Here is a 26,158-nt window from a genome sequence, read left to right as displayed (position 1 = left end):
GCGATTCCGGCTGGATGGCGGGCCGGCCCCCAAGTCACGGCATGGGGGCGAATTCGGGCAGCGCAAGGGCTGAGTGGGCCGGCCGTGCGGTTGCGGAGGGCATGGTGACGAGGGAACGCAGCCTGGTGTTGCGTTGCTCCAGGGCCCGTGCCGTGGTGGGGAAGAGCGTGGCCGCACCGGTGTCGACCAGGGCCTGATTCATGGCTACGAACTCGCGCATGCCGTGTTCGTAGGCGGCGAAGGCCGCGGTGTGGTCCCGGTTCGTGGCCAAGGCGTTGGCGAGCATGTAGGCACCGGCCAGTGCGAGGCTCGAACCTTGCCCGGTAAGGAACGAGGGTGCGTACGCGGCGTCGCCGACGAGCGCGACGCGGCCGCTGGACCAGTGGGGCATGCGGATCTGACCGGCCGTGTCGAAGAAAAGGTCGTCCGCGTCGCGCATGGCGTTGACCATGCCGGGGACCTCCCATCCCGCGCCTGCGAAGGTCGCGGCGACCAGGTCCCGCTGGGCGTCGGGGTTCCGCAGGGCATCGAACGGTGGTTCCGGCTGGTGAAAGTTCAGGAAGGCGTGCAGTTCGTCGTCGTCCCCGACGGCGTACAGGGCCGCGGCTTTCCCCGGCGTGTTCCACACCACGACCTCGTGGGAGAGGCCGAAGGTGTTCGGCATGGTGAATATGGCGAAGCAGTAGCCGAGGTAGCGGTGGAACTGTTCCTCGGGGCCGAACAGGGACTCCCGGGTACGTGAGTGCATACCGTCGGCGCCGATCACCAGGTCGAACGTGCGCCGTTGCCCGCTGTGGAAAGTGACGTCGACCCCTTGTCCGGACTCGACGAGGGTGTCGATGGAATCGCCGAACAGGAATTCCACGTCGTCGCGGACCAGCGCGTAGAGGATCGCGGCCAGATCCCCCCGACGCACCTCGAGCTCCTGCCCCTCGACACCGCCTGCGACGGCACGCGGGGTGAGTGAGGCCACTTCACTCCCGTCGGCGTTGCGGAAGGCGCAGCGACGCGAGTCGATGTGCGCGTCCCGCAGCCGCGGCAGTATCCCCATCCGCCGGACCACCTCTGTCGCGGTACCGCGGATGTCGATCGGGTAACCGCCGGCACGCAGCGCGCCTGCCTTCTCCACCACGGTGACCGCCCATCCGGACCGGTGCAGCCAGTACGCCAGCGCGGGTCCGGCGATACTGGCTCCGCAGATCAGCACTTCGCGTTCCGCGGCGGTGTTCACGTTCATCGACCGACCCTTCGGTGTCATGCCTGGACTCCTTTTTTCGTCATACGGACGACGAGCAGTGACGACGCGGCGACGAGGCCGGCGACGGCGAACCCCGTGGCGAAGGCCGACTCGGTCGGCAGGCCCGTCATCGGCTCGGCCCCGGCATCGAGGATCGCGCCGGCCACCTGGGCGCCCAGGGCGACGCCGATCACACGAGTGACCACGAGCAGGCTGGTGGCGATGCCGACGTCCTTGGTCTCGATGGCGGTGGCGGTGCCGGCGAGCAACGCCGTGGTACCGACGCCCGCGGCGAACGCGGTCAGCACCTTCGCGAGGACGAGTTGCCATTCCGCGGTGTGCAGCGACGCCAGGGCGATCATCGTGGACGCCGTGACGACGGTGCCGGCAAGGACCACGGCGCGCGGACCGAAACGCCGCGCCGCGACCCCGCCGACCGAATCGCTCACCGCTCCGGCGATGGCGCCGGGCAGCAGGAACAGTCCGATGTCGGTGGTGCCGGCTCCGAAGCCGTACCCGTCGGCCGATACCGCGAAGAACTGCGGGAGGAGGAAGAGCACCATTCCGGAACTGGTGGTCACGACGAAGGTGAGCACACACGCGTGCCACATCGCGGGCTTCGCCAGCATGCGCAGATCGACCATCGGCGAGGCTGCCCGGCGCTCGACGACGACCCACCCGGTCGCGAGCGCGGCCACGACCACGCCGATGGCACCGATCGCGAGTGGCGGCATGCCGCCGTCCCCCGTGACCGTCACGAGCCCGAGCATGAACGCGAGCAACGTGCCACTCAGCAAGACCGTGCCAAGCCAGTCGATCCCGTCGTCCGATCGGACCGGCGGATCATGCGGCATCAGCCGGGCCACGCCCACCGTCGTCGCGATGATCGCGATCGTCGGCAGCGCGAACATCCATTGCCAGGACAGTCCTTCCGCGATCGGACCGGCAAACAGCATGCCCACCATGCCGCCGCCTGTGAACAGCGCGACGACCAGCCCGATCGCTGCCTGCGACTCGCCCTTCGTGAGGTGCTTGCGCACCAGGATGAAAGAGAGAGGCAGCGCACCCACCATGGCGCCCTGCAGTACCTGACCCAGCAACAACACCGGCAGGTTCGGTGCCAGGCCGGCCATCAGACCGCCGGCCGAGACCACGGCCATCAGCCGGACCAGCACCCGCTTTCCGCCATAGCGGTCGCCGAGTTTGCCTGCGACGGGAGTGACGACCGCGCCGGTGACGAGTAACGCGTTGCCGATCAAAGCCCCTTCGGCAGGACTGACCCCCAGCTCACGCTGCAACAGCGGGAGCGCCGGTTCCACCACCGACTGCAGGGTGCCCAGGGCGAGCGCCAGGAGGCCGAGTACGCCGATCGGCAGCCACCCGATGCGGGCCGGGGAGGCCACGGCTTCGGACAGAGACGTCGTTTTCACCGTCCCCCTCCGACAGGTCGGACGCCTACCGCGACTCGGTGCCGGGCGTGGAGAGGTTCTCTCCCTCCCCGGCGGCGGCCACGGCCAGAACCATGGCACCCGGACAGACCACCACCCACGACCCGGCGCCGCGGGAAGGCCCGCCGCCCGATCCGGTCAAGAACAGTCACCACCTGCTGATCACTCCAGACACCGCTAGAACAAGAGGAATACGCGGGATTCGCACGCCTCCCAGACTTCCTCCCGGCGTCCTGGCGGGCATCGTCCCCCGCAGCCGTCTCGGCCTGGTGCACCCGGACCAGCCACTCACCAGACCTGGTGCCTACGCACTACAGGTCCACCCGGGCCGGGTCCGTGCCCGAGCCCGTCGCGGTGGTGTACAACAACCCCGCCGTGGCCACGTCCAACCGACGGAGGGCGCCACCGTGATCTACGACGACATCGCGTCGTCGGGGTTCTGGGGCGACAACGCGCGGGCGCAGGGCGCGACTGGGCCGGGCGCCTCCTCGAACTCGTCCGCTCCGAGTTGCACGCGCGCCGGGCGGAAACCCCGGGCCTGTAACCTTCAGGGAGACCCCGGAGAAACCGGTGAGAATCTGACGGAAGGCTCCCGTGAAATTCACAATCGAAGGCATGAGTGAGGAGTTCGAACACAAGCTGCTCTCACTTCTCGCTGAGCACCGCCACGAGTTGGCCATCACCGCAGACACCGAGTGGACCGTCGAACGCGCCGAGCGCTACCTCCGTTCGCTGACCGCCGGCGCCCGCCGGTTCGCCACGATGGTCGTACTCGACGGCGACGGCTATCTCGACGCCGACCACCTGCGCGGCGTGCTCGGCAAGCTCAACGGCCCGACCGTCGCGCTCTCCCGGGCGGTCCCGCGCGGAGTACGGGAGGGCTGGTGGCCGGAAGGGACCAGCGCACCCATCACTCCGGTCTGGGACCCGGACAACCCCAGCTGGCACAAGAACATCGCCTACGAGATGACGCGTGAGAACGTGTCCGTTTTCCGGGAGGCCCTTGCCCGACTGGGAGCCGGCAAGCGCGACCAGGCCAAGGGAACGGGTGCGGTCGCTGACTGACGCTGCGTCGTCCGAGGCTCCGCGTCGTCCCGGACTCCTGAGGCAATGTGCCCTACTGCGGGCTCCTGCTGGACAGACGGAGTGATTTGTCCTCCGCGGCGAGGCGACGCAGGGCGAGCAGCGCCGGTTCCAGCAGGAGGCACACCAGCACGGCGCGTTCGGTGGCCTCCTGCGGTCGCGACGCGCCGTTTATCTGCTCGATGTCCAGTTCCGAGATGTGGTCGGCGAGTCGGGCATAGGGCAGCAGCGTCTGCCAGTCGATCTCCGTATTCAGCTCCGACAGCGCATGCAGAACACTGCCGAGGCTCTGGACGGCGGCGGTACCGGGGTCGACGTCCCAGCCCATTTCGGTGATCAGTCTGCGCGCATCGGCGACGCCCGCACCCTTCTCCTCCCCCTCCTGCGCCACCCCCTTCCCCCGCTCGTGATCCCCGTCCGGCGAAGCCGACCCGCCGTCGGTCAGCATTCCGAAGATCCGGTGCGGATCGTGCTGCCTCGCCATGGCGCCGAGAACCCCCTTGACCGCGCCGACCGACAGCTGACGCACACCGATGAGCGTCCGGAGCAACCGGAGCCGGTGCAGGTGCTCCTCGCCGTACTCCGCGCGGGTGGCGGCGGCGCGCTGTCCTCGGGGCAGCAGTCCTTCCCGGAGGTAGTACTTGATCGTCGCGGTGGACACCCCGCTGCGGCTGCTCAGTTCCGACAACGTCATGGAGCTCCACCTCTCTGCGGCGGCTACGCCGGAGCACTGGGTCTCACCGCGCCCACGGCCTGACCGAGCAGGGCGAAGTCGTCCACGATCAGGGCGGCTGGGTCGCGTGGGGCCGTGGTGCGGGGGATCGCGCGTTGGGCTGCCGAAAGCCCCCTACCGCGCGAACTGACCCGGCTTCCGCCCGGCTCCGCCCGGCCCCCGGTATGCCTGGGCGATGCCCAGCCACTGTTCGGCCCTGGCTCCTTCGGCCCGCACCGCGAGGTCGGCGTGGTGGCGGCGACGGGAAACCAGCAGCGCGAAGTCGGCGGCCGGCCCTGTGATCCGGTCGACGGCGTCCTGCGGCCCGAAGGTCCACGTGGTCGCGCCCGAGGGGGCGGTCAACTCGAAGCGGAACTCCTCGCTCGGCGGGACCAGTCCGTGCGCCTGGTAGCCGAAGTCCCTTGTGTGCACACCGAACCAGGCCAGGTGTCCCACCCGGTCGGTGTACACCCGGCGCACGCCGAGCGCATCCGCGATGTCCTGACCGTGTGCGAAGACCTCCATCATGCCGGCGGCGGCCAGCACCGTCGGCGGCAGGGGGTTGACCAGCCAAGGCACCGTGTCCTTCTGGTCGACCGCGGCCAGCCCGGCCACGGAGGCGGCCAGTTCCTCACGCCAGCGTGCCCTCGCCGCCTGGGGACCCGCGGCGAGGAACTGGGCCAGCGCCGCGTCCACCGCCGCCTGGAAGCCGTTCTTGGCCTGCGTCGCGTACTCCGCGAAGCGCTGCGGGTCGCGTGCGGAGGTGGCGGCGAGATGGCAGACGAAAGCGAGGTGGGCGACCTGGTGAGCCACGGTCCACCCCGGGGCGGGCGTGGGCGACTGCCACTGCTGTTCGTCCAGACCGTCGAGCAGTGCGTCGATCTCCTCACCCTCGGCCACCAGATCTGCGTATATGTCAGGTGATTTCGTCATAAGCGGTCCTTCCCGGGAAACGGGCTCCTGCGCACGCCGGTCAATGCGGCGAAACGAGTCTGTTGCCGGACCCTGCGGCCTGTCTTCTCGTCCGTTGCCCGGTGCGGATCATCTCCACGTCGGTACGGAACCGACCGGCAGTCACGAAGATGCGCGAACCACCGCACCCACCCAAAATCATCCACGCCACACGAACCCAAACGCACGGACACAGACCGCCAGACGGCATTTGCCGCGTCCGAGGGAGCCCGCCATGCCAGACCCGGAACGCCCGGAGTCGAGAAACGCAGTCCTGGAGGCATTCGCCGACACGATCATCCCCGGCGAGAAACGCCATCCGGACGACCGTGCGGTGGCCGGGGTGAGCCCGGGCGGGGGTGCCGTGGCGTCGGGCGCGATCGAGGTCCTCGAAACACCCGAGGGCGGGATGGCCCCGGCACTCGACGACCTGGCCCGAATGCTGAACGAACACGCTGTCCGGTACCGCACCGAGCACGGGTTGCCCCCCGACGACCGTGAGCCCTTCGTCGGGCTCCGCTACGACGAAAGGCTGGCGCTCGTCGGCGAGCTGCTCGTGCCCGAACACCCGGAGCACGCGATGTGGGCCGGTCTGGCGATGTTCAGCTTCATGGCCTTCGACACGGGCGCCCACATGCACACCGCGGACGCCATCGCGGCCGGGCACCCGGGTCTGGCCACCCTCGGTTTCGCCCCGCCCGGCAAGGACGGGCTGTGGCGCTTCCCGGCCTACTCCTACGGTCGGCAACTGGCCGACATACACCCCGACACCGACCCCACTGGGAGCCCCGTGTGAACGCCACCGAATCCACGGACGTCCTGATCGTCGGCAGCGGCTTCGGCGGCTCGATCACCGCCTACCACCTCGCCGCGGGCGGGGCGAAGGTGACGGTGCTGGAGCGCGGGCCCTGGCTGAACGCGGAGGACTTCGACCACGACTTCAAGTTCGGCTCATCGGCGACCCGCGTGTTCGACTTCGTGGTCGGCGACGGGATGAGCGTGCTCGGCGGCAACTGCGTGGGCGGCGGCAGCGTCGTCTACTTCGCCACCATGCCGCGTGCCCCGCGCTTCGTCTTCGAGCGGCACGGATCCATCGGCCGGCGGATGTGGCCGGAGGTGATCGACCGCGACGCCCTCGAACCCTGGTACGACCGGGTGGCCGAGGCCCTGCCGGTCACCCCTACCTCGTGGGACGAGGTGCCGTACATCGGCGGGGTCTTCGCCGCCGCGTGCAAGGCCGCCGGGCACACCGCGAACCCGTCGCCGTCCGCAGTGGACACCAGTCTCTGCACCAACTGCAACTGGATGATGTCCGGCTGCCGGTTCGACGCCAAGCGGTCCCTGCTCCTCAACTACCTGCCCGCCGCCCTTTCGCACGGTGCCGAGATCAGGCCTCTGCACGAGGTGCAGAAGATCACCGCGCTGGACGGCGGCGGCTACCGGGTGCACTACAACACGATCCACGAGGTCGACTACCGGCAGCAGACCGGCTCCGGCACCATCGACGCGAAGGTCGTGATCCTCGCGGCCGGCACCGCGGCCACTCCTGTGATCCTGCAGCGCTCCGAGGCCGAACTCGGCCCGATGCCGCACGCGGTCGGCCGCTACTTCTCCGGCAACGGCGAACGGCTCAACACCGCGGTGCTCGAGGAGGACAAGGTCAGGGAGCTGCTCGGACTCTCCCGCGACGAGGCGAACGCGTACGGCGCCTATCAGATCGGCCGTGGACCGGTCGTGGCGTCCTGGGACCACCTCGACGGGAAGCTGCCCGAGTACGAGCGATTCTCCCTGGAGCAGCTGTACTTCCCCCCGGGCTTCGGCACCATACTGGCGCAGGTCCCGGACGCGAAGGGCCCGACCTGGTACGGGCCGGAGAAGAAGGAGATGCTGCGCAAGTGGCGCTCCTGGCTGACGGTCTTCACCATGTCGGAGGACGACAACGAGGGGGTCTTCGGTCCGCCGCCGCCGACCGGCAACTCGGAGCGGCTTTCGCAGCAGTTGCTGGGCTTCGGCTCCCTGCGCTACCGGCCCACCGCGAACACGCTGCGGGGCTGGGAGGTATCGGACGCGGCGGTCCGGCAGATCCTCGAGCACAACGGGCTGGCCCGGGTGATGCCATGGACCAACGACGTGATCGGGTCGTACACCGTGCACCCGCTCTCCTCGTGCCGGATCGGCGACGACCCGGCGACCTCGGCGCTCGACGACCGGCACGAGCTGCGCGGGCACCCGGGCATCTTCGTCACCGACGGCTCGGCCGTACCCGGGGCGCTGACGGTGAACCCGGCGTTCACCATCGCGGCACTCGCCGAACGGGCGGTGCCCGGGATCGTGCACGCGCTGCGCGAACGCGGAGTCGACGTCCGCTACGGCGCGCCCGCGCCGGACGGCGGGGGAGCGGCCCGGCGCGGTACGGCGGCGGCCGCTCGCTCGGTCCTGGGGTGACCGGCGTGACCCCGGTCTCCGCGCGCGCCATGCGCGGACTCGCGCTCGCCCAGATCCACCATGTCACCCCGGTCCGGCCGGGCGAGGCGGACGGGCTCACCGCCCGGGTGTACCGGCAGATGGAGCGGGAGTTCGGCGTCCTGGCGCCGCCGGTGGTGCTGCACTCTCCCGCCCCCGAGGTGATGACCGCCGCGTGGCTGATGCTCCGGGAGACGCTGATCGCCCCGGGCGTGGTCGACCGCGCGGTGCGGGAGGCGGTGGCCGCGGCCGTCTCGGCGGTGAATACGTGCCCGTACTGCGTGTCCGTGCACAGCGCCACGCTGCGCGGCCTGGCCGGCGGCCAGGCCGCGCGGACCATCGCCGCCGGGCGGGTGGCGGAGGGGGCCCGTACACGGCTGCGCGAGGCAGCGCGCTGGGCCACGGAGGCCGCCCTGCGGCCGCGGGCGGGCGAGGGCCCGCCCGTGCCGTTCACTTCGCAGGAGGCACCCGAGTACGCAGGTGTGGCGGTGCTCTTCCACTACCTCAACAGGATGGTGAACACCTTCCTGGAGGACGCGCCTATGCCGGCGAGCGCGCCGCGGGCCGGGCTCGGCATGGTGGAGCGTGTGCTCAGCCATGTGATTCGCGCGTCGAGCCGGAGGATCGGCGAGGCCGGCGCCTCACTGGATCTGCTACCGCCGGAGCCCGTGCCGGCCGATCTCGCCTGGGCCCGGTCGAACGGGAGGATCGCGCAGGCATTCGCCCGAGCCGCCGGCGCGGTGGACCGGGCGGCGCGGCAGGTGGTGGCCCCCAGTGTCGTGGACTTGCTGGAAAGGGAGCTCAAGGCTTGGGACGGCCTGCCGCGCGGACTCAGCCGCAGCTGGGTGGAATCCCCGCTCGCTCAACTGCCGCCGGCCGACCGCCCGGCGGGCCGGCTCGCTCTGCTCGTCGCCTTCGCCTCGTACCAGATCGACGCCACGGTCGTGGATGCCTACCGGAAGGACCGGCCGGACGACGCCGACCTGGTGGTGCTGGCTTCCTGGGCGGCGCTTTCCGCGGCCCGTAGGACGGGCAGCTGGCTCCCGGTGCGATCCGCCGGGAACGGTGAGCACGGCGCCTGATCCCGGATCCGGGCCGCCGCCCGGTTCGCAGGGGAGCGGGGCGGACCGGCGGCAGAGTTCCGTCGCCGGTCCGCCCCGCTGCGTGCAGCGGGTCTCGTGCCGGGCCGCCGCGGCCGCTGCCCCCGAGGGAACCTTCAAGGCAACCCGGTTGAGGCCCCGGCCGACCACGGACGCCGACACGGCCGGTGGCCCGGAGTCCTGGGCCGGGTCCGGTTTCGAGGGCGCTTCGCCCATGAATACGCGGGCCCCGGGCGCCGGGTCAAGAGTGGTGTCCCCTTCTTCACGGCCTCGGGCAATTCGCATCCGGGCACATGCCTTTGGCTAAGGCTGCGTCTGCCGCACGGGATGCGCATCTTGTGGCGTGCCGTACCGCAGGATGCCGCCACAACGGCAAGTAGCCGAAGTAGCGCGATTCGTTGCCAGACGTGATCCGGTTCTTCTAGCTTCGCCCGATCGGAACGGTGTCGTGGAGACCGGTGTCACGGGGAGAAAGATCGTTATGAGCTCCAGGACGTGGATAGCGGTCGATGCGCCGGACGTACAACCGGTCCGGGCCGGCCGGCCTGTCGGTTCATTCGGAAACGGCGGGCCGGAGTTTCCGTTCCGGATCATCGAGCAATTACAAAAAACTGGGTAATGAGGCGTTCGTATCGGGAATTACTCGCTGCGTCGATTCGATCAGGCACGCCCCGTATGGTGACAGACCGGCAGCTCTTTCTGGAGGGACCCGTGAAGGCAATCGCTGTAAGAATGAGGGACCAACCGCCTTACTTCACCCAGCCCGTATACGTGAAAGACCTCTTAGCTGCGGACTCTCCGCGGCTGAATGGGGTCAACGAAGCTCACGCGCGGCACCTTGCCGAGGTGTATCCGTCGCTGCCGCCGATACTGGTGCACCGACCCTCCATGCGGGTAATCGACGGAATGCATCGCGTCAGGGCGGCGGTCATACTCGGACTGGATACGGTCGATTCCCAGTTCTTCAACGGCTCCGAGGCCGAGGCGTTCATCCAGTCGGTCACCCGGAACATCGCTGACGGTCTGCTCCTGTCGCTGGCCGACCGCAGCGCGGCTGTCCGCCGCATCCTCACCAGCTTCCCCGCCATGTCCGACCCGAGCATCGCCGTCTACACCGGCCTCGACGTCGGAGTCGTCACCGAGGTCCGCCGGCGTGCGGCTGCCGGTCCACCGGGGCTGGGCCTCCCCGTCGGCGGCTGCGGGTCACCTGCGCCGAAGCCCGCTGCCGAGTGCGGACAGGCCGCTGATCCCGCGCCCGGCACCCCCGAGAGTGCGCTGAAGCCGGTTGCCCGGGAGGCGGGGCCGTCGTCACCGGGCACCGCTCGAAGCGCGGGGGAGGGCCTGCGCAGGGACGAGGAGCGGACCCTCCGCGCTCAGCCGCGCATGGTTCCGTCGCGGACGCCCGCCGCCCGGGACGCCCAGGTGTGCACCGCCCGGCCCACGATGGCGCGCACCTCCCGGGACCGCTTGCGGATTCTGAGCAGCAACCCGTCCCTCAGGAATTCGCAAGCCGGGCGGGAATTCCTCCGCTGGCTCCACGGACATTTCGTCGCCGACGAGGCATGGAAAGAACTCGTTGAGACCGTCCCTCCGCACTGTACGGAGACCGTCGCGGAAATCGCAATGAAGTGCTCGGACGCTTGGCGGCGCTTTGCCGAGGAGCTGTCGGACAGGGCGAGAGTTCAGTCGGTGCCCGCGGGCCGTTCCCGCGGCTGAAATCTTCGAAGGGGTGACTCATGACCACTGCTTCCATGGAGATGGCAATCCTCCAGGTCATCGAATACATGCATGACCGCCTTGACCAGGACCTGACCACCGATGACCTGGCGAGGACTGCGAGATTCAGCAAATTCCATTTCTCCCGGATGTTCAGGGAGGTGACCGGTACTTCCCCGGGCCGATTTCTGTCCGCGCTCCGGATCCAGGAGGCGAAGTGCCTTCTGGTCGGCACCGACCGCAGTGTGGCAGATATCAGCGCCCAGGTCGGGTACAGCAGTGTGGGGACATTCAGTTCACGATTCAAAGAATGTGTCGGTCTGTCGCCGAGCCGATTCCGGGAACTGGACGGGGACTTCACGAGCCTGAGCACACAGCCGTCATCCGCGAGCGGCTCCGGTGCGGCTTCCTCCCTCTCCGTGCAAGGCCGTGTCGTGCTGCCCGCGGACCGCCCCCTGGGCCAGGTGTTCGTCGGGCTCTTCGCGAGCCCCATCCCGCAGGGCAGCCCCGGTCAGTGCACCATCATGGACGGGCCCGGCCCCTTCGAACTGCACGACGTCAGGCCGGGCACATGGCATCTGATGGCGGCCTCCGTTCCCTACGGAAGCCCGTCCGCCCTGGCCGGACGCGGACGGGGGGCCCCGGAGAACCTTTCCGTCGGACGATACGGACCCATCACGGTCCGGCCCGGGGTGCTGCTCATGCCTGCCGACATCGTCCTTCGCCCGGCGAGCCTGCTGGATCCGCCGGTACTGATCGCCGTGCCCGGCAGCAGCGCGGACATCGTGGCCGGGACAGCGAGCCGCAGGCATGTGCCGGCCGCGATCGGGGCGCGCATGCCACAGCCGTCGGCAGCCGGTCTGTGACCCGCTCACCCTCCGGCCGGCCCGGGGGTGCACGAGCGCCCTGCGGGCGCCCGCCGCCGGTCGGCGCGCCGCTGAGCGCAGCCTGACCGCCCCATAGCCGGTGTCCGCCAGGACCCGAAGAACCCGTGCGGGTGCTGCGCCGCATGGTCGCGCAGCGTCCCGGACCGCTTGGTGCGCCGCCACGGCACACACTCCGTGGCCGTGCCGCCCCGGCGCCTCGTCGTAGTACGTCACCATCCTGAATCCGCTCAGGTTGACCCCCACTGGAGGGCCTCGTGCAAGACGCTGTGCACCGTGCGATCGAGACGATGTGGAACCACTACACCGAGCCGGTGTCGTTGTCCGACCTCGCCGACGCGGCGCTCCTCAGCCGGTTCTACTTCTCCCGCGTGTTTCGCCAGGTGACCGGCACCTCCCCGGGCCGGTTCCTCTCCGCGATCCGGCTGCACCAGGCCAAGCGGATGCTGCGGGACAGCGAGCTGGGCGTCACGGACATCTCGTACCAGGTGGGTTACAACAGCCCGGGCAGCTTCACGTCCAGATTCACCCGCAGCGTCGGGCTGGCGCCGACGCGCTACCGCGACCACGCGAGGCTGAGGAACTACGGCCCGCTGCCGCAGGCGCCGGCGCACGATCCGCGCCGGGGCACCGTTGTCGGGACACTGCACAGATCCGGGGTCGTTCCGCTGCGCAACGTGTACGTCGGGGTGTTCGGCACGCCGGTCCCGGAAGGCAGGCCGGTCTCCTGGGACGTCCTCGGACCCGAGCGGCCGAGGTTTCAGCTGCATGGCCTCCCGGAGGGAACGTGGTACATCCGGGTGGCCGGTCTGGACGGCTCGGACCCGGAGTACCACGCGCAGCGCCGCATGCTCATAGGGACCTGCCCTTCGATCACCGTCCGGTCCGGTGAGGTCGTCGAACTCGACACCACGCTGCGCCAGAGCAGCGTCTTCGACCTGCCGGTGCTCTTCGCGCTGCCGGAGCTCGACTGCCGCGACCGGACCCTCATGGCCGACGCCTGCTGACCGTACGCAGGAGGCGGGGGCCTTGACCACCTGGCCAGGCCGAGGCTGACCGCCCGGCGCGCCGGCCGGGATTTCGTTCTCCGGGGCGCGGGGGCACGGCTGCGGCTTCTGCTGGAACTCACCGGGCTCGCCGGGGTGCTCTTGGCGGCGGTGGGGCGCGTCGTCAGCCACCGGCCGCCCACTGTGCGTGGAGGCCGTGCGGGATGCGTACCGGCAGGCCGACGGACGCGACCGGCGGCCCGGTGAAGTCCGCGGTGTCGATGACGACGAGGTCGCTGCGGTCGGTGGCGGTGTCGTGGACGGCACTGAGCAGATAGCCGTCCGCTTCGGGGGCGTCGGCGGAGCGGGGCACGAAGACCGCTTCGCCGCCTTCGCGCCCCGCTCCGAAGTCGTGGCTGTCGACACGGCCGGTCACGAGGTCATGGCGCAGCAGGGCGGGCCCGGCGAGTGCGGCGCCCTGGCCGGGGCGCAGACCCACCGTGAAGGCGTAGCGGTAGGGGGAGCCCGTGTACCGGTCGTCGATACGGGGGAACTCCTCGGCTCGGCTGGACAGTTGGGCTTCGGTCACGGTGGCGCTTGACCGGTCCACGGTCCAGCGCCACAGGGTGGGCGTGGACTCGCTGGGATGCAGGGGGTCGAGATCGAAGGCGCGCTCGTGGCGGATGACGTCGATGATGATGTGGCGGCCCCGGCCGTACGCGTTGACCGGATGGAAGACGAAGCAGGGTGCGATGTCCATCCACCGCACGTCGGCGTCCGTGCCCTCCCGGGGCAGCACGCCGAGGCGGGCGCCATGGCTGTCGTCCCAGGTGTAGGGGACGCGTGAGCCGGAGGCCGCAGCCCGGGCGCTGTAGGTGACCGGCAGGTCGTAGATGATCGCTTCACGGTCCGTCAGCGAGAAGGCGTGCATCATCGAGGTGCCCTTCACCGTGATGTTCTCGCACCGTCGTACCCGGCCGGACGCGTCCAGAGTCAGGAGGTCGACGCCGGGGCGGCCCGGCTCGTACGCCACCGCGTGCATCTCCTGGGTGAGCGGATCCACGACGGGGTGGGCGCTGAAACCGCCGGGCAGGGTGCCGTCGAAGTCGAACCGGTCGAGCGTTTCGAGCCGGTCGCCGAGCCGGGTCGGCAGCGCTCCGCCGTCCCCCAGCGCGAACGTGTGCCCGGCGTGCCGGACGAGGGCGCAGTTGGTGTTGTCCGACAGCCCGCGGCGCGGTCCGGGCGCGGGGAGTTCACCGAGGGCGCGTGCCACCCGGTCCGTGCGCACCCAGCGATTGCGGTACCACTCGGCCCGTCCGTCGCGCAGGCGCAGGCCGTGCACCATCGCGTCGCCGGCGAAGGAATGGTCGCGGGCCGGGTCGTGGCCGCCCAGCGCGTTGGGGCCGATCCGCAGGAAGGTGCCGTCGAGCTCGGTGGGCAGTTGCCCGCGCACTGCTGGGAAGGGCAGGGTCACCTCTTCGGTAACCGGCTGGTAGCCGGCGCTCAGCAGATGTGACGTGCTGTTCTGGTGATGAGTGGGCATTGCTGTCCATCCTCACGAAATCACTGTTACGTAACATCGTTACGTCAGGATCGCATCGGCATGACAGGATGTCAACGGTGAGCCCACGGACAGCGAACCCCGCCCTTGGCGTACAACTCCTCGAAGCCGCGGCCAAGTTGCTGGCCGAGGAGGGACCCGCCGCCCTGTCGACACGTCGTCTGGCCGCGGCGGTGGGTACTTCCACGACGGCGGTGTACACGCACTTCGGCGGAAAGAACGACCTGGTCAGAGCCATGGTGCAGGAGGGTTTCCGACTGCTTGACCGAAGTCTGCGAGAGGTGGCGGAATCGTCGGACCCGGTCGCCGACATCTGCGCCCTCGGGGCGGCCTACCGGTGCAACGCGCTGGAGCACCGCCACCTCTACGGTGTGATGTTCGGCGGTGCGAGCCTCAGCGGCTTCTCGCTGACCACGGAGGACCGCCAGCACGGCCGCTACACGCTGAACGTCCTGGTGCGGGCAGTGGAGCGCGGCATGGAGACGGGCAGGCTGGACGCCGGTGACAAGTACCTTGTGGCCCATCAGATGTGGGTCGCTCTGCACGGTCTGGTGACCCTCGAACTCGGGGACTACCTGGTCGAGCCGTACGACGCGGACGTCTGTTTCGAAGCCCAGATGACCGGTCTTCTCGTGAGCGTCGGCGCGGACCGGGACGCGGTGACCGCCGCGCTGAGGGGGCGCTGCGGCGGTACGGACGGCTGAGCGGCCCTTTGCGGCCGGCCCGGCAATCGACGGAGCCTCCTTCGAGAGTGCTGTCTTCCGTCCACATCGAGTAGTCCGCTGAGGTGCCGCCCGCTTCAAGCAATATCGGAGAGGCAGCGCGCGCTGTCGTCACTCATTCTCGGAACGCGAACCCACGCCGGACAGCCGTCCAGCTCTTTGTGGTAAGTGAGGGGGAGTGCGATGAATCAACGCGAGCGCTTTCGCAGAATAACGCCAGGTGTGGTGACAGTGCTGGTGGCCGCGTCCCTGTTCTTTGCGGTCCGGAGTTCCGTCGCCGTGGCAGGTGGTGACCAGGCCGCCGCCGAGTACAAGTTCCAGGAAATGCCCATCGCGCTGCCGCCTGGTTACAACTCGCAACCTATGAATACAGTTCGCAAGGTAAATCCGGCCTATCAGAAGATACGCTCCTGGATCTCTTCGGTGGGCGCCGGCATCGCGGTGAACGACCTGATCGGCCACGGGAAGGCCGACGGAATGTGCATCGTCGACACCCGTACCGACCAGGTCGTCGTGACGTACACGCCGACCGCCGTGAAGGAGGACCGGTTCACTCCGTTCGTCCTCGACGGGACCCCGCTTCCGATGGACGACGCCATGGCACCCACCGGCTGCGCTCCGGGTGACTTCAACGGTGACGGCAGGATGGACCTGCTGGTCTCCTACTGGGGCCGCACCCCCATCGTCTTCATGGCCAAGGAGGGCGCGGCCACTCTGTCGCCGGACGCCTACGTGCCGCGCGAGGTGGTCCCGTCGCAGAGCTCCGACGGCGCCTACCACGGTCCTCGCTGGAACACCGACGCGCTCTACGTCGGCGACCTTGACGGCAGCGGGCACCCGTCCGTCGTCGTGGGGAACTACTTCCGCGACTCCGACGTGCTCGACCCGCACGGTCTCGACAACGTGGGAATGAACGACTCGCTGTCCAATTCGAAGAACGCCGGCGGCGACCACGTCATGCGCTGGACGGACGCGCGCACGGGCGACGACCCCACCGTCTCCTTCGTGGAGGAGAAGGGCGCCATCCCCTACCACGCTTCCACCGGCTGGACGCTCGCGATCGCCGGGGCCGACCTCACGGGCGACGACCTCCCCGAGATGTACATCGCCGACGACTTCGGCCACGACCACCTGCTCTACAACCGGTCGACCCCCGGACACATCAAGTACACCGAGGCCACCGGGAAGCGCACGCCGACCACGCCCAAGTCCTTCGTGCTCGGCAAGGGCTCGTTCAAGGGCATGGGCGTCGACTTCGCCGACGTCGACCACAACGGCCGCTTCGACATGATGGTCAGCAACATCACCGCCGCCTGGGGCCTGGAGGAGAGCAACTTCCTCTGGATGAACAACGCCAGGGACGAGGCCGACATGGCCGGCAAGCTGGCCGCCGGAGAGGCGCCCTTCGCCCAGGAGGCACAACAGCACGGTGTCGCCTGGACCGGCTGGGGCTGGGACACCAAGATGGCCGACTTCCTCAACAACGGTGAGCTGTCGATCCTGCAGGCCACCGGCTTCGTGAAGGGCAAGATCGACCGCTGGCCCTGGCTGCAGGAGATGGCCATGACCAACGACAACCTGCTGTCCAACCCGGCCATGTGGCCCAACGTCCAGCCCGGTGACGACATCGCCGGCGACGACATTCTCGGCTTCTACGCGAAGACCGAGAGCGGAAAGTACGCCAACGTGTCCAAGCAGCTGGGCCTGGACGTGGAGATCCCCACCAGGGCGCTCGCCACCGGGGACACCACCGGGAGCGGAACCCTCGACTTCGCCGTCGCGCGACAGTGGGGCCCGCCGGCCTTCTACGCCAACCAGGCACCCGAGAAGGGCCAGTACCTCGGCCTGCGCCTGTACCGGCCCGCCACCGGCTCCGGCAAGGACGCCGGCAAGGACGCCGGCAAGGACATCGCGAACATCGGCGCGCCCGCCTACGGCGCCACCGTCAAGGTCACCACGCCCGCCGGCACCCAGGTCTCCCAGCTCGACGGCGGCGGCGGCCACAGCGGTTTCCGCAGCTTCGACGTGCACTTCGGACTCGGCTCGCACCAGGGGCCGGCAACCGTGGAACTGTCCTGGCGGGACGCGGACGGCGGAAGGCACCGCGCCACCCAGAAGCTCACCCCCGGCACCCACACGTTCATGCTGACCGACACCGCGCAGGAGGTTGCCAACCGATGACCGACATCGCCTCTTCACCAGCCGGTTCCCCACCACCGTCGGCCAAGCGCGATCCGCGCTACCTCGCGCTGCGCAACTTCGCCATCTCGATGACCGTGTTCAACATTCTCGGGTACAGCGTGCTCGGCTTCGAGCAGCCGTGGCTGTGGCCCATCATGGCCGCCCTCACCGGCTACGCGACCGAGATCCTCCTCGAACTGCTGAGTGCCTGGGCCCAGCGGCGCCCGCCGCGCTTCCTGGGCAGGGGATCGCGTGGCGTCTACGAGTTCCTCCTGCCCTCCCACATCACCGCACTCGCCGTGAACATGCTGCTGTACGCGAACAACCAGATCCTGCCGGTGCTCTTCGGGGTGTTCGTGGGTGTCGCGGGCAAGCACGCGCTGCAGGCCCCCGTCGCGGGCCGCATGCGGCACTACATGAACCCGTCCAACTTCGGGATCACCCTCGCGCTGCTCTGCTTCGGATCATGGGTGAGCATCGCTCCGCCCTACGAGTTCACCGAGAACGCCGACACGTTCTTCCGGGTGGCGATCCCGCTGATCATCGCCACCGCCGGAACGATCATCAACACGGCGCTCACGAAGCGGACCGCGCTGATCGTCGGCTGGCTCGGCGGCTTCGTGATCCAGGCCCTGATCCGGCACTGGTTCTGGGACGTGGCCCTGGCCTCCGCGCTCGGGCCGATGAGCGGTGTGGCCTTCATCCTGTTCACCAACTACATGATCACCGACCCGGGCACCACCCCCGCCAAGGGGCGTAACCAGTTCGTCTTCGGTGCCTCGGTCGCCACGGTCTACGGCGTCATGATGCTCTTCAACGTCGTCTACACCCTGTTCTTCGCCACCACCGTGGTCTGCGCACTGCGTGGCATCGGCTGGTGGGCCGCCCACTTCGTCCAGCGCCGGAAGACCTCGGGAACGTCCGGGGGCGATCACGCCGGGGGTCAGAGCCCGGAACTCGGCAACAAGACCACGATCGAGGCGGTGGCCGCATGACGTCCCCCTCCCCTCCCAACCCCGCCAGGATCGCCGTTGTGGGCATCGCCTGCCGGTACCCCGACGCGGACACCCACGAACAACTGTGGCAGAACGTCCTGGCCGGCCGACGGGCCTTCCGCCGGCTGCCGGACGAGCGCATGCGCGCCGAGGACTACTACTCGCCCGACCCCGCCGCTCCGGACCGCTTCTACTCCAGCAAGGCCGCGGTCCTCGACGGCTTCGAGTTCGACCGGGTCAAGTACCGGGTCGCGGGCAGTACCTTCCGCGCCACCGACATGACGCACTGGCTCGCGCTCGACACCGCCGCGCGGGCCCTGGAGGACGCGGGATTCCCCTTCGGCGAGGGCCTCGGCGACCTCAGCACCGGCGTCATCATCGGCAACACCCTCACCGGCGAGTTCAGCAGGGCCAACCTGATGCGGCTGCGCTGGCCCTACGTGCGCCGCACCGTCGGAGCGGCACTGCGCGAGCAGGGCTGGGACGACACCGCCCTGGCCAAGTTCCTGGAGGAGCTGGAAACACGCTACAAGAGCCCCTTCCCGCCGATCGGCGAGGACTCCCTGGCCGGCGGTCTCGCCAACACCATCGCCGGACGGATCTGCAACCACTTCGACCTCAAGGGCGGCGGGTTCACCGTGGACGGGGCCTGCTCCTCGTCCCTGCTCTCCGTCGCCACCGCGTGCGACGCCCTGGCCGCCGGACGGCTCGACGTCGCCGTCGTCGGCGGGGTGGACCTCAGCATCGACCCCTTCGAAGTGATCGGCTTCGCCAAGACGGGTGCTCTCGCCACCGGTGAGATGCGCGTCTACGACCGCGGCTCCAACGGCTTCTGGCCCGGTGAGGGCTGCGGCATGCTCGTGCTCATGCGCGACCAGGACGCCGTCGCACAGGGCAAGTTCCGGTATGCGAGCGTCGCCGGCTGGGGCTACTCCTCCGACGGACGCGGCGGGATCACCCGGCCCGAGGCCGGCGGACACCGCCTCGCCCTGCAGCGCGCCTACGCCGCCGCCGGGTTCGGCATCGAAACGGTCGGCTATTTCGAAGGCCACGGCACCGGCACCGCCGTGGGCGACGCCACCGAGCTGCGCGCCTTCTCGGAATCACGCCGGGCCGCCGACCCGGACGCGGCGGCCGCCGCCATCAGCACGGTGAAGGGCAACTTCGGGCACACCAAGGCGGCGGCAGGGGTCGCGGGCCTCATCAAGGCCGTCCTCGCCGTACGCCACCAGGTCATCCCGCCCGCGACCAGCCATGTGGACCCGCACCCCGAACTCACCGGCGACCGGCCGGCCCTGCGAGTGCCCGGCGACGCGGAGCTGTGGCCCGAGGACGCCCCCATCCGCGCGGGCGTCTCCTCCATGGGGTTCGGCGGCATCAACGCGCACGTCGTGGTCGAACACGCCGACGGAGTACGCAAGGAAGCCGTCGGCCGAGTCACCCGACAGCTCATACGGTCCCGGCAGGACGTGGAGCTGCTGCTGCTCGACGCCCAGACGATGGCCGAACTGCGCGGCAAGGTGACCCGCCTGGCCGCCTTCGCGCCGAGACTGTCCTTCGCGGAACTCGGCGACCTCGCCGCCACACTGCAGAGCGACCTCGACGGCCGGCCGATCCGGGCCGCCGTCGTCGCGGCCACTCCGGAACAGGCGGAGCAGCGCTTCACCAAGCTGCTCACGCTGCTGGACGGCGGGGCGCGGTCGGCGCTCGACACCGGGGGAGGAGTGTTCCTGGGCAGCGCGTCGCCGCACGCCCGCATCGGGTTCCTCTTCCCCGGCCAGGGCGCCGGCCGGCGGGGCGACGGCGGTGCGCTACGCCGGCGCTTCGCCTCCGTCGACGAGCTGTACGGTGCGCACCCGCTGCCCACCGGCGGCGACCTGGTCGACACCGCGGTGGCGCAGCCGCGGATCGTCACCTCCTCCCTCGCCGCCATGCGGGTGCTTTCCGCCCTGGGCATCGAGGCGGTGGCCGCCGCCGGGCACAGCCTCGGTGAGGTCACCGCCCTGCACTGGGCGGGAGCCACGGACGAAGCCTCGGTGCTGCGGATCGCCGCGGAGCGCGGCCGGCTCATGGCGGAGGCGAGCGCGGGCGGCGGGGGTATGGCGGGCATCGCCGCTCCCGCCGAGGACGTCGAGCCGCTGTTGGCCGGGGAACCCGTCGTGGTCGCCGGCTACAACGGCCCCGGACAGACGGTGATCTCCGGGCCGGTGGAAGCCGTCCGGCGCGTCTGCGCCGCCGCCTCCGCCCAGGGACTGGGCACTGCGGCGATCAACGTCTCGCACGCCTTCCACTCCGAGGCCGTCGCCCCCGCGGCCGAAGCCTTCGGGGCCTACCTGGGGACGCGGGAGTTCGCCCCGCCGGTCCGCCGCATGATCTCCACGGTGACGGCCGCCGAGGTCACGGCCGGCACCGATGTGCCTGAGCTGCTGACCCGGCAGGTGCTGGAACCGGTGCGTTTCGCCGAGGCGGTTCAGACCCTGTCCACCGAGGTGGACCTCCTGCTCGAGGTCGGCCCGGGGAAGATCCTGCGGGGCCTGGTCGCGGACATCGCCCCCGGCGTGCCCGTCGTCTCGCTCGACGCGGACAGCACGTCCCTGTCCGGACTGCTGACCGCGGCCGGTGCCGCGTACGCCCTCGGCGCACGCCTGCGGCACGCCGCGCTGTTCCAGGACCGTTTCACCCGACCGCTGCCCCTGGACAAGGAGTTCCGCTTCTTCGCCAGCCCGTGCGAGTCGACTCCCGAGGTCGATCTGCCCTTCGCCGACGTACGCTCGGGCGCATCCCCCGACCCCGCTCCGGCGGACGAGACCACGGCAGGCGCCGCGGCCGGGGACGGCGACAGCCTCTCGGTGGTGCTGCGCCTCGCCGCGGAGCGGGCCGAACTGCCCCTGGAGGCGGTCAACCCGCACAGCAACCCACTGGACGAGCTGCATCTGAGCTCCATCACCGTGACGCAGATCATGAACCGCGCCGCCCAGGAACTCGGCATCACCGCACCCATGGTGACCACCGCGTTCGCCACCTCCACGCTGGCCGAGCTTGCACAACTGCTGGACGGGCTGGACGAGGCGGGCAAGGACGGTACGGCGCAGCCCCAGGCGCCCCAGGGCGTGGCCCCCTGGGTACGGGCCTTCGCCATCGACCAGGTGGAGGCGGAGCCGGGCCCCGTGACCGCACCCGAGTCCGCCGGTGACGGGGACTGGGAGCTGTTCGCACCCGAACGGCACCCGCTCGCGCCCGCGCTCCACGAGGCGCTGAACGGCGCGGGGCTCGGCGGCGGCGTGCTGCTGTGCCTGCCCAGGGACTGCGACGAGAACCACACGGCCCTCATGATCGCCGCTGTGCGCGCAGCGCTGTCCCGGACCGGCGCCTCCCGCTTCGTCGCGGTCGGTGACCGGCGGGGTGCGGCGGGCCTGGCCAAGACGCTGCACCTGGAGGCACCGGGCATCGCGACCACGGTCGTCACCCTGCCACTGCCGGACGCGATGCCGGCGGAGCGCGCACGAGGACTGAGCGCCCGCGTCGTCACCGACGTCTCGGCGACCAGTGCGTTCAGCGAGGTCCACTACGGGGCGAACGACCGCCGCACCGTGCCCGTGCTCCGGGCGCTGCCACTCGCCTCCCCGGCTGACGAGCGTGGCGCGGCCTTCGAGCCGGAGCAGGCGCTCGGCACCGGGGACGTCCTGCTGGTGACGGGCGGGGGCAAGGGCATCACCGCCGAATGCGCCCTCGCCCTCGCCGCGGGCACCGGGGCCGGGGTCGGGCTGCTCGGCCGGTCGGACCCGGCCACCGATCCGGAACTGCGGGCCAACCTCGGCCGCATGACCGCGGCGGGTGTCAACTTCCGCTACGTGAGCGCCGACGTCACGTCCGGCGACCAGGTCAAGGCAGCGGTCGAGGAGATCCGCGCCGCACTCGGACCGGTCACCGCCGTGCTCCACGGTGCGGGCCGCAACGAACCGCACGCGCTCGCCGATCTGGACGAGGCGTCGTTCCGCCGCACCCTCGCCACGAAGATCACCGGACTGGAGAACGTACTCACCGCGGTCGATCCGGCAGCCCTCCGTCTCCTCCTGACGTTCGGCAGCATCATCGGCCGGGCCGGCCTGCGCGGCGAGGGGGACTACGCCACCGCCAACGACTGGCTCACCGAGCTGACCCGGCGCGTTCAGGAGGACTACCCCGACTGCCGCTGCCTGGCGCTGGAGTGGTCCGTGTGGTCCGGGGCCGGGATGGGCGAGCGGCTCGGCGTGCTGGAGTCGCTGGTCCGCGAGGGGATCGAACCGATCCCCACCGAGGACGGCGTGGCTGTGCTCAAGCAGTTGCTCGCCGAGCCGCGGACGCCGTCCGCCTTGGTCGTGATGGGACGGGCCGGCGGCCTGCCCACGCTGACCCTTGAGACCGGCGACCTCCCGCTCCTGCGCTTCGCCGAGCGCCCGCAAGCCCACTACCCGGGCATCGAACTGGTCGTCGACGCCGACCTGAGTGCCGCGGGCGACCCCTATCTGGCCGATCACGAGCTCGACGGCGACCTGCTGTTCCCCGCGGTCCTCGGCATGGAGGCCATGGCCCAGGCGGCCGCGGCTCTCACCGGATTCGACGGCGCACCGACGCTTGAGGACGTGGAGTTCCTTCGTCCGATCGTCATACCACCGAACGGGCAGACCACCACCAGGGTCGCGGTGCTGGCCGAGAGCGTCGGAGCCGTGAGAGCCGTCATCCGCAGCAGCGAGACCGGATTCCAGGCCGACCACTTCCGCGCCACGCTCCGCTACGACTGCCCGGAGCCGGAGGACACCGGACCCGCACCCGTACCCGACGACGCACCGCGGATCCCGCTGGACCCCGGACGGGACCTCTACGGACCGGTCCTCTTCCAGGGCGAGCGCTTCCAACGCCTCGCCGGCTACCGGCAGTTGGCCGCACGTGAGTGTGTCGCGGAGATCTCGGACGTGGCCACGCTCCCTTGGTTCGCGCGGCATCTGCCCGCCGATCTCGTACTCGCCGACCCGGGCGCGCGGGACGCCATGATGCACTCGATCCAGTGCTGTGTGCCGGACGCCACGCTGCTCCCGGTGAGCGTCGAGCGCCTTCACCTGATGGATCCCGCCGCCGCGCGCGGCGAGAAGCGGCTGACGCTGCACGCGCGGGAACGCTCGCGCACCGGGGACACCTACGTCTACGACCTCGACGTCCGCGACCAGCTCGGCACACTGGTCGAACGCTGGGAGGGGCTGGTCCTCCAGGCGGTCCGCAAGCAGGACGGAACCGGGCCCTGGAAGCCCGCTCTGCTCGGCCCGTACCTGGAGCGGCGCGCCGAGCGGCTTCTGCCCGAGGCCGTACGCTGCGTCGTGCGGCCCGACGACGAGGCACCCGCGGCAGGACTGGCCGCACGCCGTCGGTCCACGGCGGAGGCCGTCGGCTGGGCCCTGGGCCGCCGGGCGGTGGTGGCCTATCGTCCGGACGGGAGACCCGAGGTCGCGGGCGGGCCGCGAATCTCCGCCTCGCACGGCGCGGGGGTGACCTTCGTGGTGGCGGGCGACGCACCGGTGGCCTGCGACGTACAGCCGGCCGAACCCCGCTCCCCCGAGGAATGGGAGGGGATGCTGGGACCGGAGGGAACCTCCCTCGCCCGGCTGATCGCGACCGAGCACGGCGAAGAGCTGTCGGTGGCGGCCACCAGGGTGTGGAGCGCGGTCGAGTGCCTGCGCAAGAACGGCCGCGCACTCGCCGCGCTCACGGTCGACAGCACGCCCGGGGCGGAGAAGCACTGGGTGGTGCTGCGCTCGGGCACGGCCCGGATCGCGACCTTCCCGACGTTCCTGGAAGGGGCCGGCGAGCCCGTCGTCTTCGCGCTCATGGCGCAGACCGTGGAGAGGAACGAGTGACGATGTCGCCGTACTACGAGTACCGCCACCTGGTCGGTTTCGAGGACACCAACCTGGTCGGCAACGTCTACTACGCCAACTACCTCCGATGGCAGGGCCGGTGCCGCGAGATGTTCCTGCGGGACCACGCGTCCGAGTTGCTCGCGGACCTCCAGGACGACCTGAAGCTGTTCACCCTCAAGGTCGACTGCGAGTTCTTCGCGGAGATCACAGCGTTCGACGAGCTGTCGATCCGTATGCGCCTCGACGACCTGACCCAGACCCAGGTGGCCTTCAGTTTCGACTACGTCCGCGTGCGGCAGGACGGAACCGAAGACCTCGTGGCCCGGGGGCGGCAACGGATCGCGTGCATGCGCGGCCCGAACACGCAGACCCGTCCGGCCCGGGTGCCGGAGGCGCTGCGCAACGCGCTGGCACCCTACGCGGCGCGGCAACACGGACAACTCATCGATACGACGAGCGGGGCCACGACATGACCACTGTGGACGGGCTGACCGCGCGTCATGGCCCCCTGCCCGCGGCCCACCCGCCGGGGGCGGATCGCGTCCGCGGCGAACTGCGCGGAGTCCTCGGACGCTTCGCCACCGGAGTCACCGTCCTCACCACGGGCCGGGACACCCCCCAGGGCATGACCGCGAACTCCTTCACCTCCGTCTCGCTCGAACCACCGCTGATCCTGGTGTGCGTGAAGCGCACGGCAGCCCTCCACGACGCCATCCTGACGGAAAAGGCGTTCGCGGTCTCGGTCCTCTCGGGCGATCAGCAGGACGTGGCCAAGTACTTCGCGGACCGCAGCAGGCCACGAGGTGCCCGGGAGTTCGAGACGGTCGACACCACACCCGGACAGCACACCGGAGCCCCCGTCCTGACCGGTGCGCAGGCATGGCTGGAGTGCGGGCTGGCGGCGGTCCACGACGGCGGCGATCACTCGATTTTCCTGGGCTCGGTGCTCGACATCGGGCGCGAGGAGACCGACGACCCGCTGCTGTACTTCGGCGGCGGCTTCCACCGGCTCTCCGCCTGACGCCCACTGCTTTCGGCCGCTGGGACACGGTCGGGAGACGCTGCCGAGTGCGGCGCCGGCCTTCACGGCGGGCACGGGGCGACGCCGCACTCCGGGAGTGGCCGGCCCGCCCGGACGGTGGCGATGATGCCTGACAAGGGTGTCCGAGGCGGAATCGGCCGGCCCGGACCGGCACGTCGAGACCGACAGCCAAGGGAGAGCTGCCAGATGGCTACACCACTCGGTTCGCTGCGTAGGCTTGTGCTCGCCCCTTCGCTGCACTCGGTCAGCTTCGCCGGCCGGAAATTCCCCGTCACGCCGACCTCGGCCACGGCGCGGCTGGAGGTGATTCCCCAGTCGGTGGTCGTCGGCTTCGAGTGGGGCATCGAGGCCCGCGGGACAGCGGAGGTCGAACAGCGACTGGCGATGGTCGAACCCGAGATGCGGGGATTCGCGTACGAGGGGGCCGCCATGGCCTTCACCGTGCGCGACGCGGTGCGCGGGCACCGGACCAGGGAGCTGATTCTCGGATCCGGCCGTCCGCACTTCTTCCTGGCCTACATCGGTATCGGCTTCGCCATGGCGCGGCTGCCCCGTCCGCTGTGGCGCAAGGTGCTGCCCGATCTCAGCGAAATACCCTTCCACCCCACGATGAGCTGGCTGGCCGTCGACGGGTACGGCTTCGACCGCGCGTACTTCGACACGGCGCGGTGGGTCGACAGGCAGTACCGGCCGGCGCCGTACCCCTGGGGCGGGCATCCCGGATACTTCCCGCGGGCCGTGGACCAGGGGATCGGACGCGCGCTGTGGTTCATCCACGGCGGCCGCGCCCCGGCGGTGGCCGCGGCCGTGGAGCGTTTCACCGAGGACCGGCGGGCCGACCTGTGGAGCGGCGTCGGTCTCGCCGCGACCTTCGCGGGCGGCGCGACGGCCACGGAGCTCGGCGGGCTGCGCGACACGGCCGCCCGAGCGGGCTGCGCAGCGGACCTCGCGGTCGGCGCGGTGTTCGCGATCAAGGCCAGGCACTACGCGCAATTCGTGCCCGATCACACGGTCACGGCAGCGTTCGAGCTGACCGGACGGGGCATCGACGAGGCCGTGGACCTGGCTGACCGCACCGAGGTCGAGCGCACCGGCACCGGAACGGTGCCGCAGTACGAGCTGTGGCGCCGGAACATCCGCGAGGGCTTGCAGAGCGCGGTCGTCGCCCCTTCCCAGGAGGAGTAGA

19 protein-coding genes are annotated in these 26,158 nt (G+C 70.3%); 14 read left to right on the top strand and 5 right to left on the bottom strand.

Annotated features, from left to right (window positions below):
• Window positions 1-34 precede the first annotated feature (34 nt).
• Both E6R18_RS08610 and E6R18_RS08605 read right to left on the bottom strand, forming a co-directional pair.
• A complete protein-coding gene (locus tag E6R18_RS08610) occupies window positions 35-1,258 on the bottom strand; it encodes an FAD-dependent monooxygenase (protein WP_136316255.1) in 1,224 nt (407 codons plus the stop codon).
• The gene (locus E6R18_RS08605) at window positions 1,255-2,652 is read right to left on the bottom strand and encodes an MFS transporter (protein WP_136316310.1); all 1,398 of its coding nucleotides are present in this window, start codon (window positions 2,650-2,652) and stop codon (window positions 1,255-1,257) included. Before E6R18_RS08605 ends, E6R18_RS08610 begins: the two co-directional genes overlap by 4 nt.
• Window positions 2,653-3,300: 648 nt before the next feature.
• Between E6R18_RS08605 and E6R18_RS08595 the strand changes: the two genes are divergently transcribed.
• Window positions 3,301-3,750 carry a hypothetical protein gene (locus tag E6R18_RS08595; protein ID WP_240799652.1) on the top strand — a complete coding sequence of 150 codons (450 nt, stop codon included), beginning with the start codon at window positions 3,301-3,303 and terminating at the stop codon, window positions 3,748-3,750.
• 52 nt (window positions 3,751-3,802) lie between these two features.
• Here E6R18_RS08595 and E6R18_RS08590 read toward each other — a convergent pair whose 3' ends face one another.
• Together E6R18_RS08590 and E6R18_RS08585 are read right to left on the bottom strand one after the other, a co-directional pair.
• Window positions 3,803-4,462: a MerR family transcriptional regulator gene (locus E6R18_RS08590; RefSeq protein ID WP_136316253.1), complete on the bottom strand. Its 660-nt coding sequence runs from the start codon at window positions 4,460-4,462 to the stop codon at window positions 3,803-3,805.
• A 153-nt stretch (window positions 4,463-4,615) separates the two neighbouring features.
• Window positions 4,616-5,413 (bottom strand): TIGR03084 family metal-binding protein, encoded by a 798-nt coding sequence (locus E6R18_RS08585; RefSeq protein WP_168712302.1) that lies wholly within the window; start codon window positions 5,411-5,413, stop codon window positions 4,616-4,618.
• A gap of 253 nt (window positions 5,414-5,666) precedes the next feature.
• Here E6R18_RS08585 and E6R18_RS08580 point away from each other — a divergent pair, with 253 nt between their 5' ends.
• The 6 genes from E6R18_RS08580 to E6R18_RS08555 all read left to right on the top strand — a co-directional run bounded on the left by E6R18_RS08580 (window position 5,667) and on the right by E6R18_RS08555 (window position 12,601).
• Window positions 5,667-6,227: a DUF5987 family protein gene (locus E6R18_RS08580; RefSeq protein ID WP_240799651.1), complete on the top strand. Its 561-nt coding sequence runs from the start codon at window positions 5,667-5,669 to the stop codon at window positions 6,225-6,227.
• Window positions 6,224-7,876 (top strand): GMC family oxidoreductase, encoded by a 1,653-nt coding sequence (locus E6R18_RS08575; RefSeq protein WP_136316252.1) that lies wholly within the window; start codon window positions 6,224-6,226, stop codon window positions 7,874-7,876. Before E6R18_RS08580 ends, E6R18_RS08575 begins: the two co-directional genes overlap by 4 nt.
• Before the next feature lie 5 nt (window positions 7,877-7,881).
• Window positions 7,882-8,976, top strand: a complete 1,095-nt coding sequence (locus E6R18_RS08570) for a carboxymuconolactone decarboxylase family protein (RefSeq protein WP_240799650.1) — start codon at window positions 7,882-7,884, stop codon at window positions 8,974-8,976.
• Between the two features lie 906 nt (window positions 8,977-9,882).
• Entirely contained in the window at window positions 9,883-10,710 is an 828-nt protein-coding gene (locus E6R18_RS08565; RefSeq protein WP_240799649.1) for a hypothetical protein, read from the top strand.
• Window positions 10,711-10,730: 20 nt separating this feature from the next.
• Window positions 10,731-11,576, top strand: coding sequence for an AraC family transcriptional regulator (locus E6R18_RS08560; protein WP_136316250.1), 846 nt, complete (start codon window positions 10,731-10,733; stop codon window positions 11,574-11,576).
• Window positions 11,577-11,851: 275 nt separating this feature from the next.
• Complete coding sequence (locus tag E6R18_RS08555; RefSeq protein ID WP_206308243.1) at window positions 11,852-12,601, top strand: AraC family transcriptional regulator; 750 nt, start codon at window positions 11,852-11,854, stop codon at window positions 12,599-12,601.
• A 163-nt stretch (window positions 12,602-12,764) separates the two neighbouring features.
• Here the strand turns inward: E6R18_RS08555 and E6R18_RS08550 are convergent, their stop codons facing one another.
• Window positions 12,765-14,123, bottom strand: coding sequence for a carotenoid oxygenase family protein (locus E6R18_RS08550; RefSeq protein WP_136316249.1), 1,359 nt, complete (start codon window positions 14,121-14,123; stop codon window positions 12,765-12,767).
• A gap of 77 nt (window positions 14,124-14,200) precedes the next feature.
• Between E6R18_RS08550 and E6R18_RS08545 the strand changes: the two genes are divergently transcribed.
• The 7 genes from E6R18_RS08545 to E6R18_RS08515 all read left to right on the top strand — a co-directional run bounded on the left by E6R18_RS08545 (window position 14,201) and on the right by E6R18_RS08515 (window position 26,157).
• On the top strand, window positions 14,201-14,845 hold the full coding sequence (locus tag E6R18_RS08545) for a TetR/AcrR family transcriptional regulator (RefSeq protein WP_168712301.1): 645 nt from the start codon (window positions 14,201-14,203) through the stop codon (window positions 14,843-14,845).
• Window positions 14,846-15,286: 441 nt separating this feature from the next.
• Window positions 15,287-17,044 (top strand): CRTAC1 family protein, encoded by a 1,758-nt coding sequence (locus E6R18_RS08540; RefSeq protein ID WP_240799648.1) that lies wholly within the window; start codon window positions 15,287-15,289, stop codon window positions 17,042-17,044.
• Window positions 17,041-18,039, top strand: a complete 999-nt coding sequence (locus tag E6R18_RS08535; RefSeq protein WP_136316247.1) for an enediyne biosynthesis protein — start codon at window positions 17,041-17,043, stop codon at window positions 18,037-18,039. Before E6R18_RS08540 ends, E6R18_RS08535 begins: the two co-directional genes overlap by 4 nt.
• Complete coding sequence (locus E6R18_RS08530; RefSeq protein ID WP_136316246.1) at window positions 18,036-23,927, top strand: type I polyketide synthase; 5,892 nt, start codon at window positions 18,036-18,038, stop codon at window positions 23,925-23,927. The genes E6R18_RS08535 and E6R18_RS08530 overlap by 4 nt, the downstream gene beginning before the upstream one ends.
• A 2-nt stretch (window positions 23,928-23,929) precedes the next feature.
• The gene (locus E6R18_RS08525; protein WP_136316304.1) at window positions 23,930-24,403 is read left to right on the top strand and encodes an acyl-CoA thioesterase; all 474 of its coding nucleotides are present in this window, start codon (window positions 23,930-23,932) and stop codon (window positions 24,401-24,403) included.
• Window positions 24,400-24,951 carry a flavin reductase family protein gene (locus E6R18_RS08520; protein WP_136316245.1) on the top strand — a complete coding sequence of 184 codons (552 nt, stop codon included), beginning with the start codon at window positions 24,400-24,402 and terminating at the stop codon, window positions 24,949-24,951. Before E6R18_RS08525 ends, E6R18_RS08520 begins: the two co-directional genes overlap by 4 nt.
• Window positions 24,952-25,158: 207 nt before the next feature.
• Window positions 25,159-26,157: a DUF1702 family protein gene (locus tag E6R18_RS08515; RefSeq protein ID WP_136316244.1), complete on the top strand. Its 999-nt coding sequence runs from the start codon at window positions 25,159-25,161 to the stop codon at window positions 26,155-26,157.
• Window position 26,158 lies beyond the last annotated feature (1 nt).

It is taken from the genome of Streptomyces sp. A1277 (genome assembly GCF_004795015.1).
In the GTDB taxonomy this organism is placed as follows: Bacteria; Actinomycetota; Actinomycetes; order Streptomycetales; family Streptomycetaceae; genus Streptomyces.
Note: the sequence above shows the minus strand (reverse complement) of the source record. Positions and strands in the feature narration are given on the sequence as shown.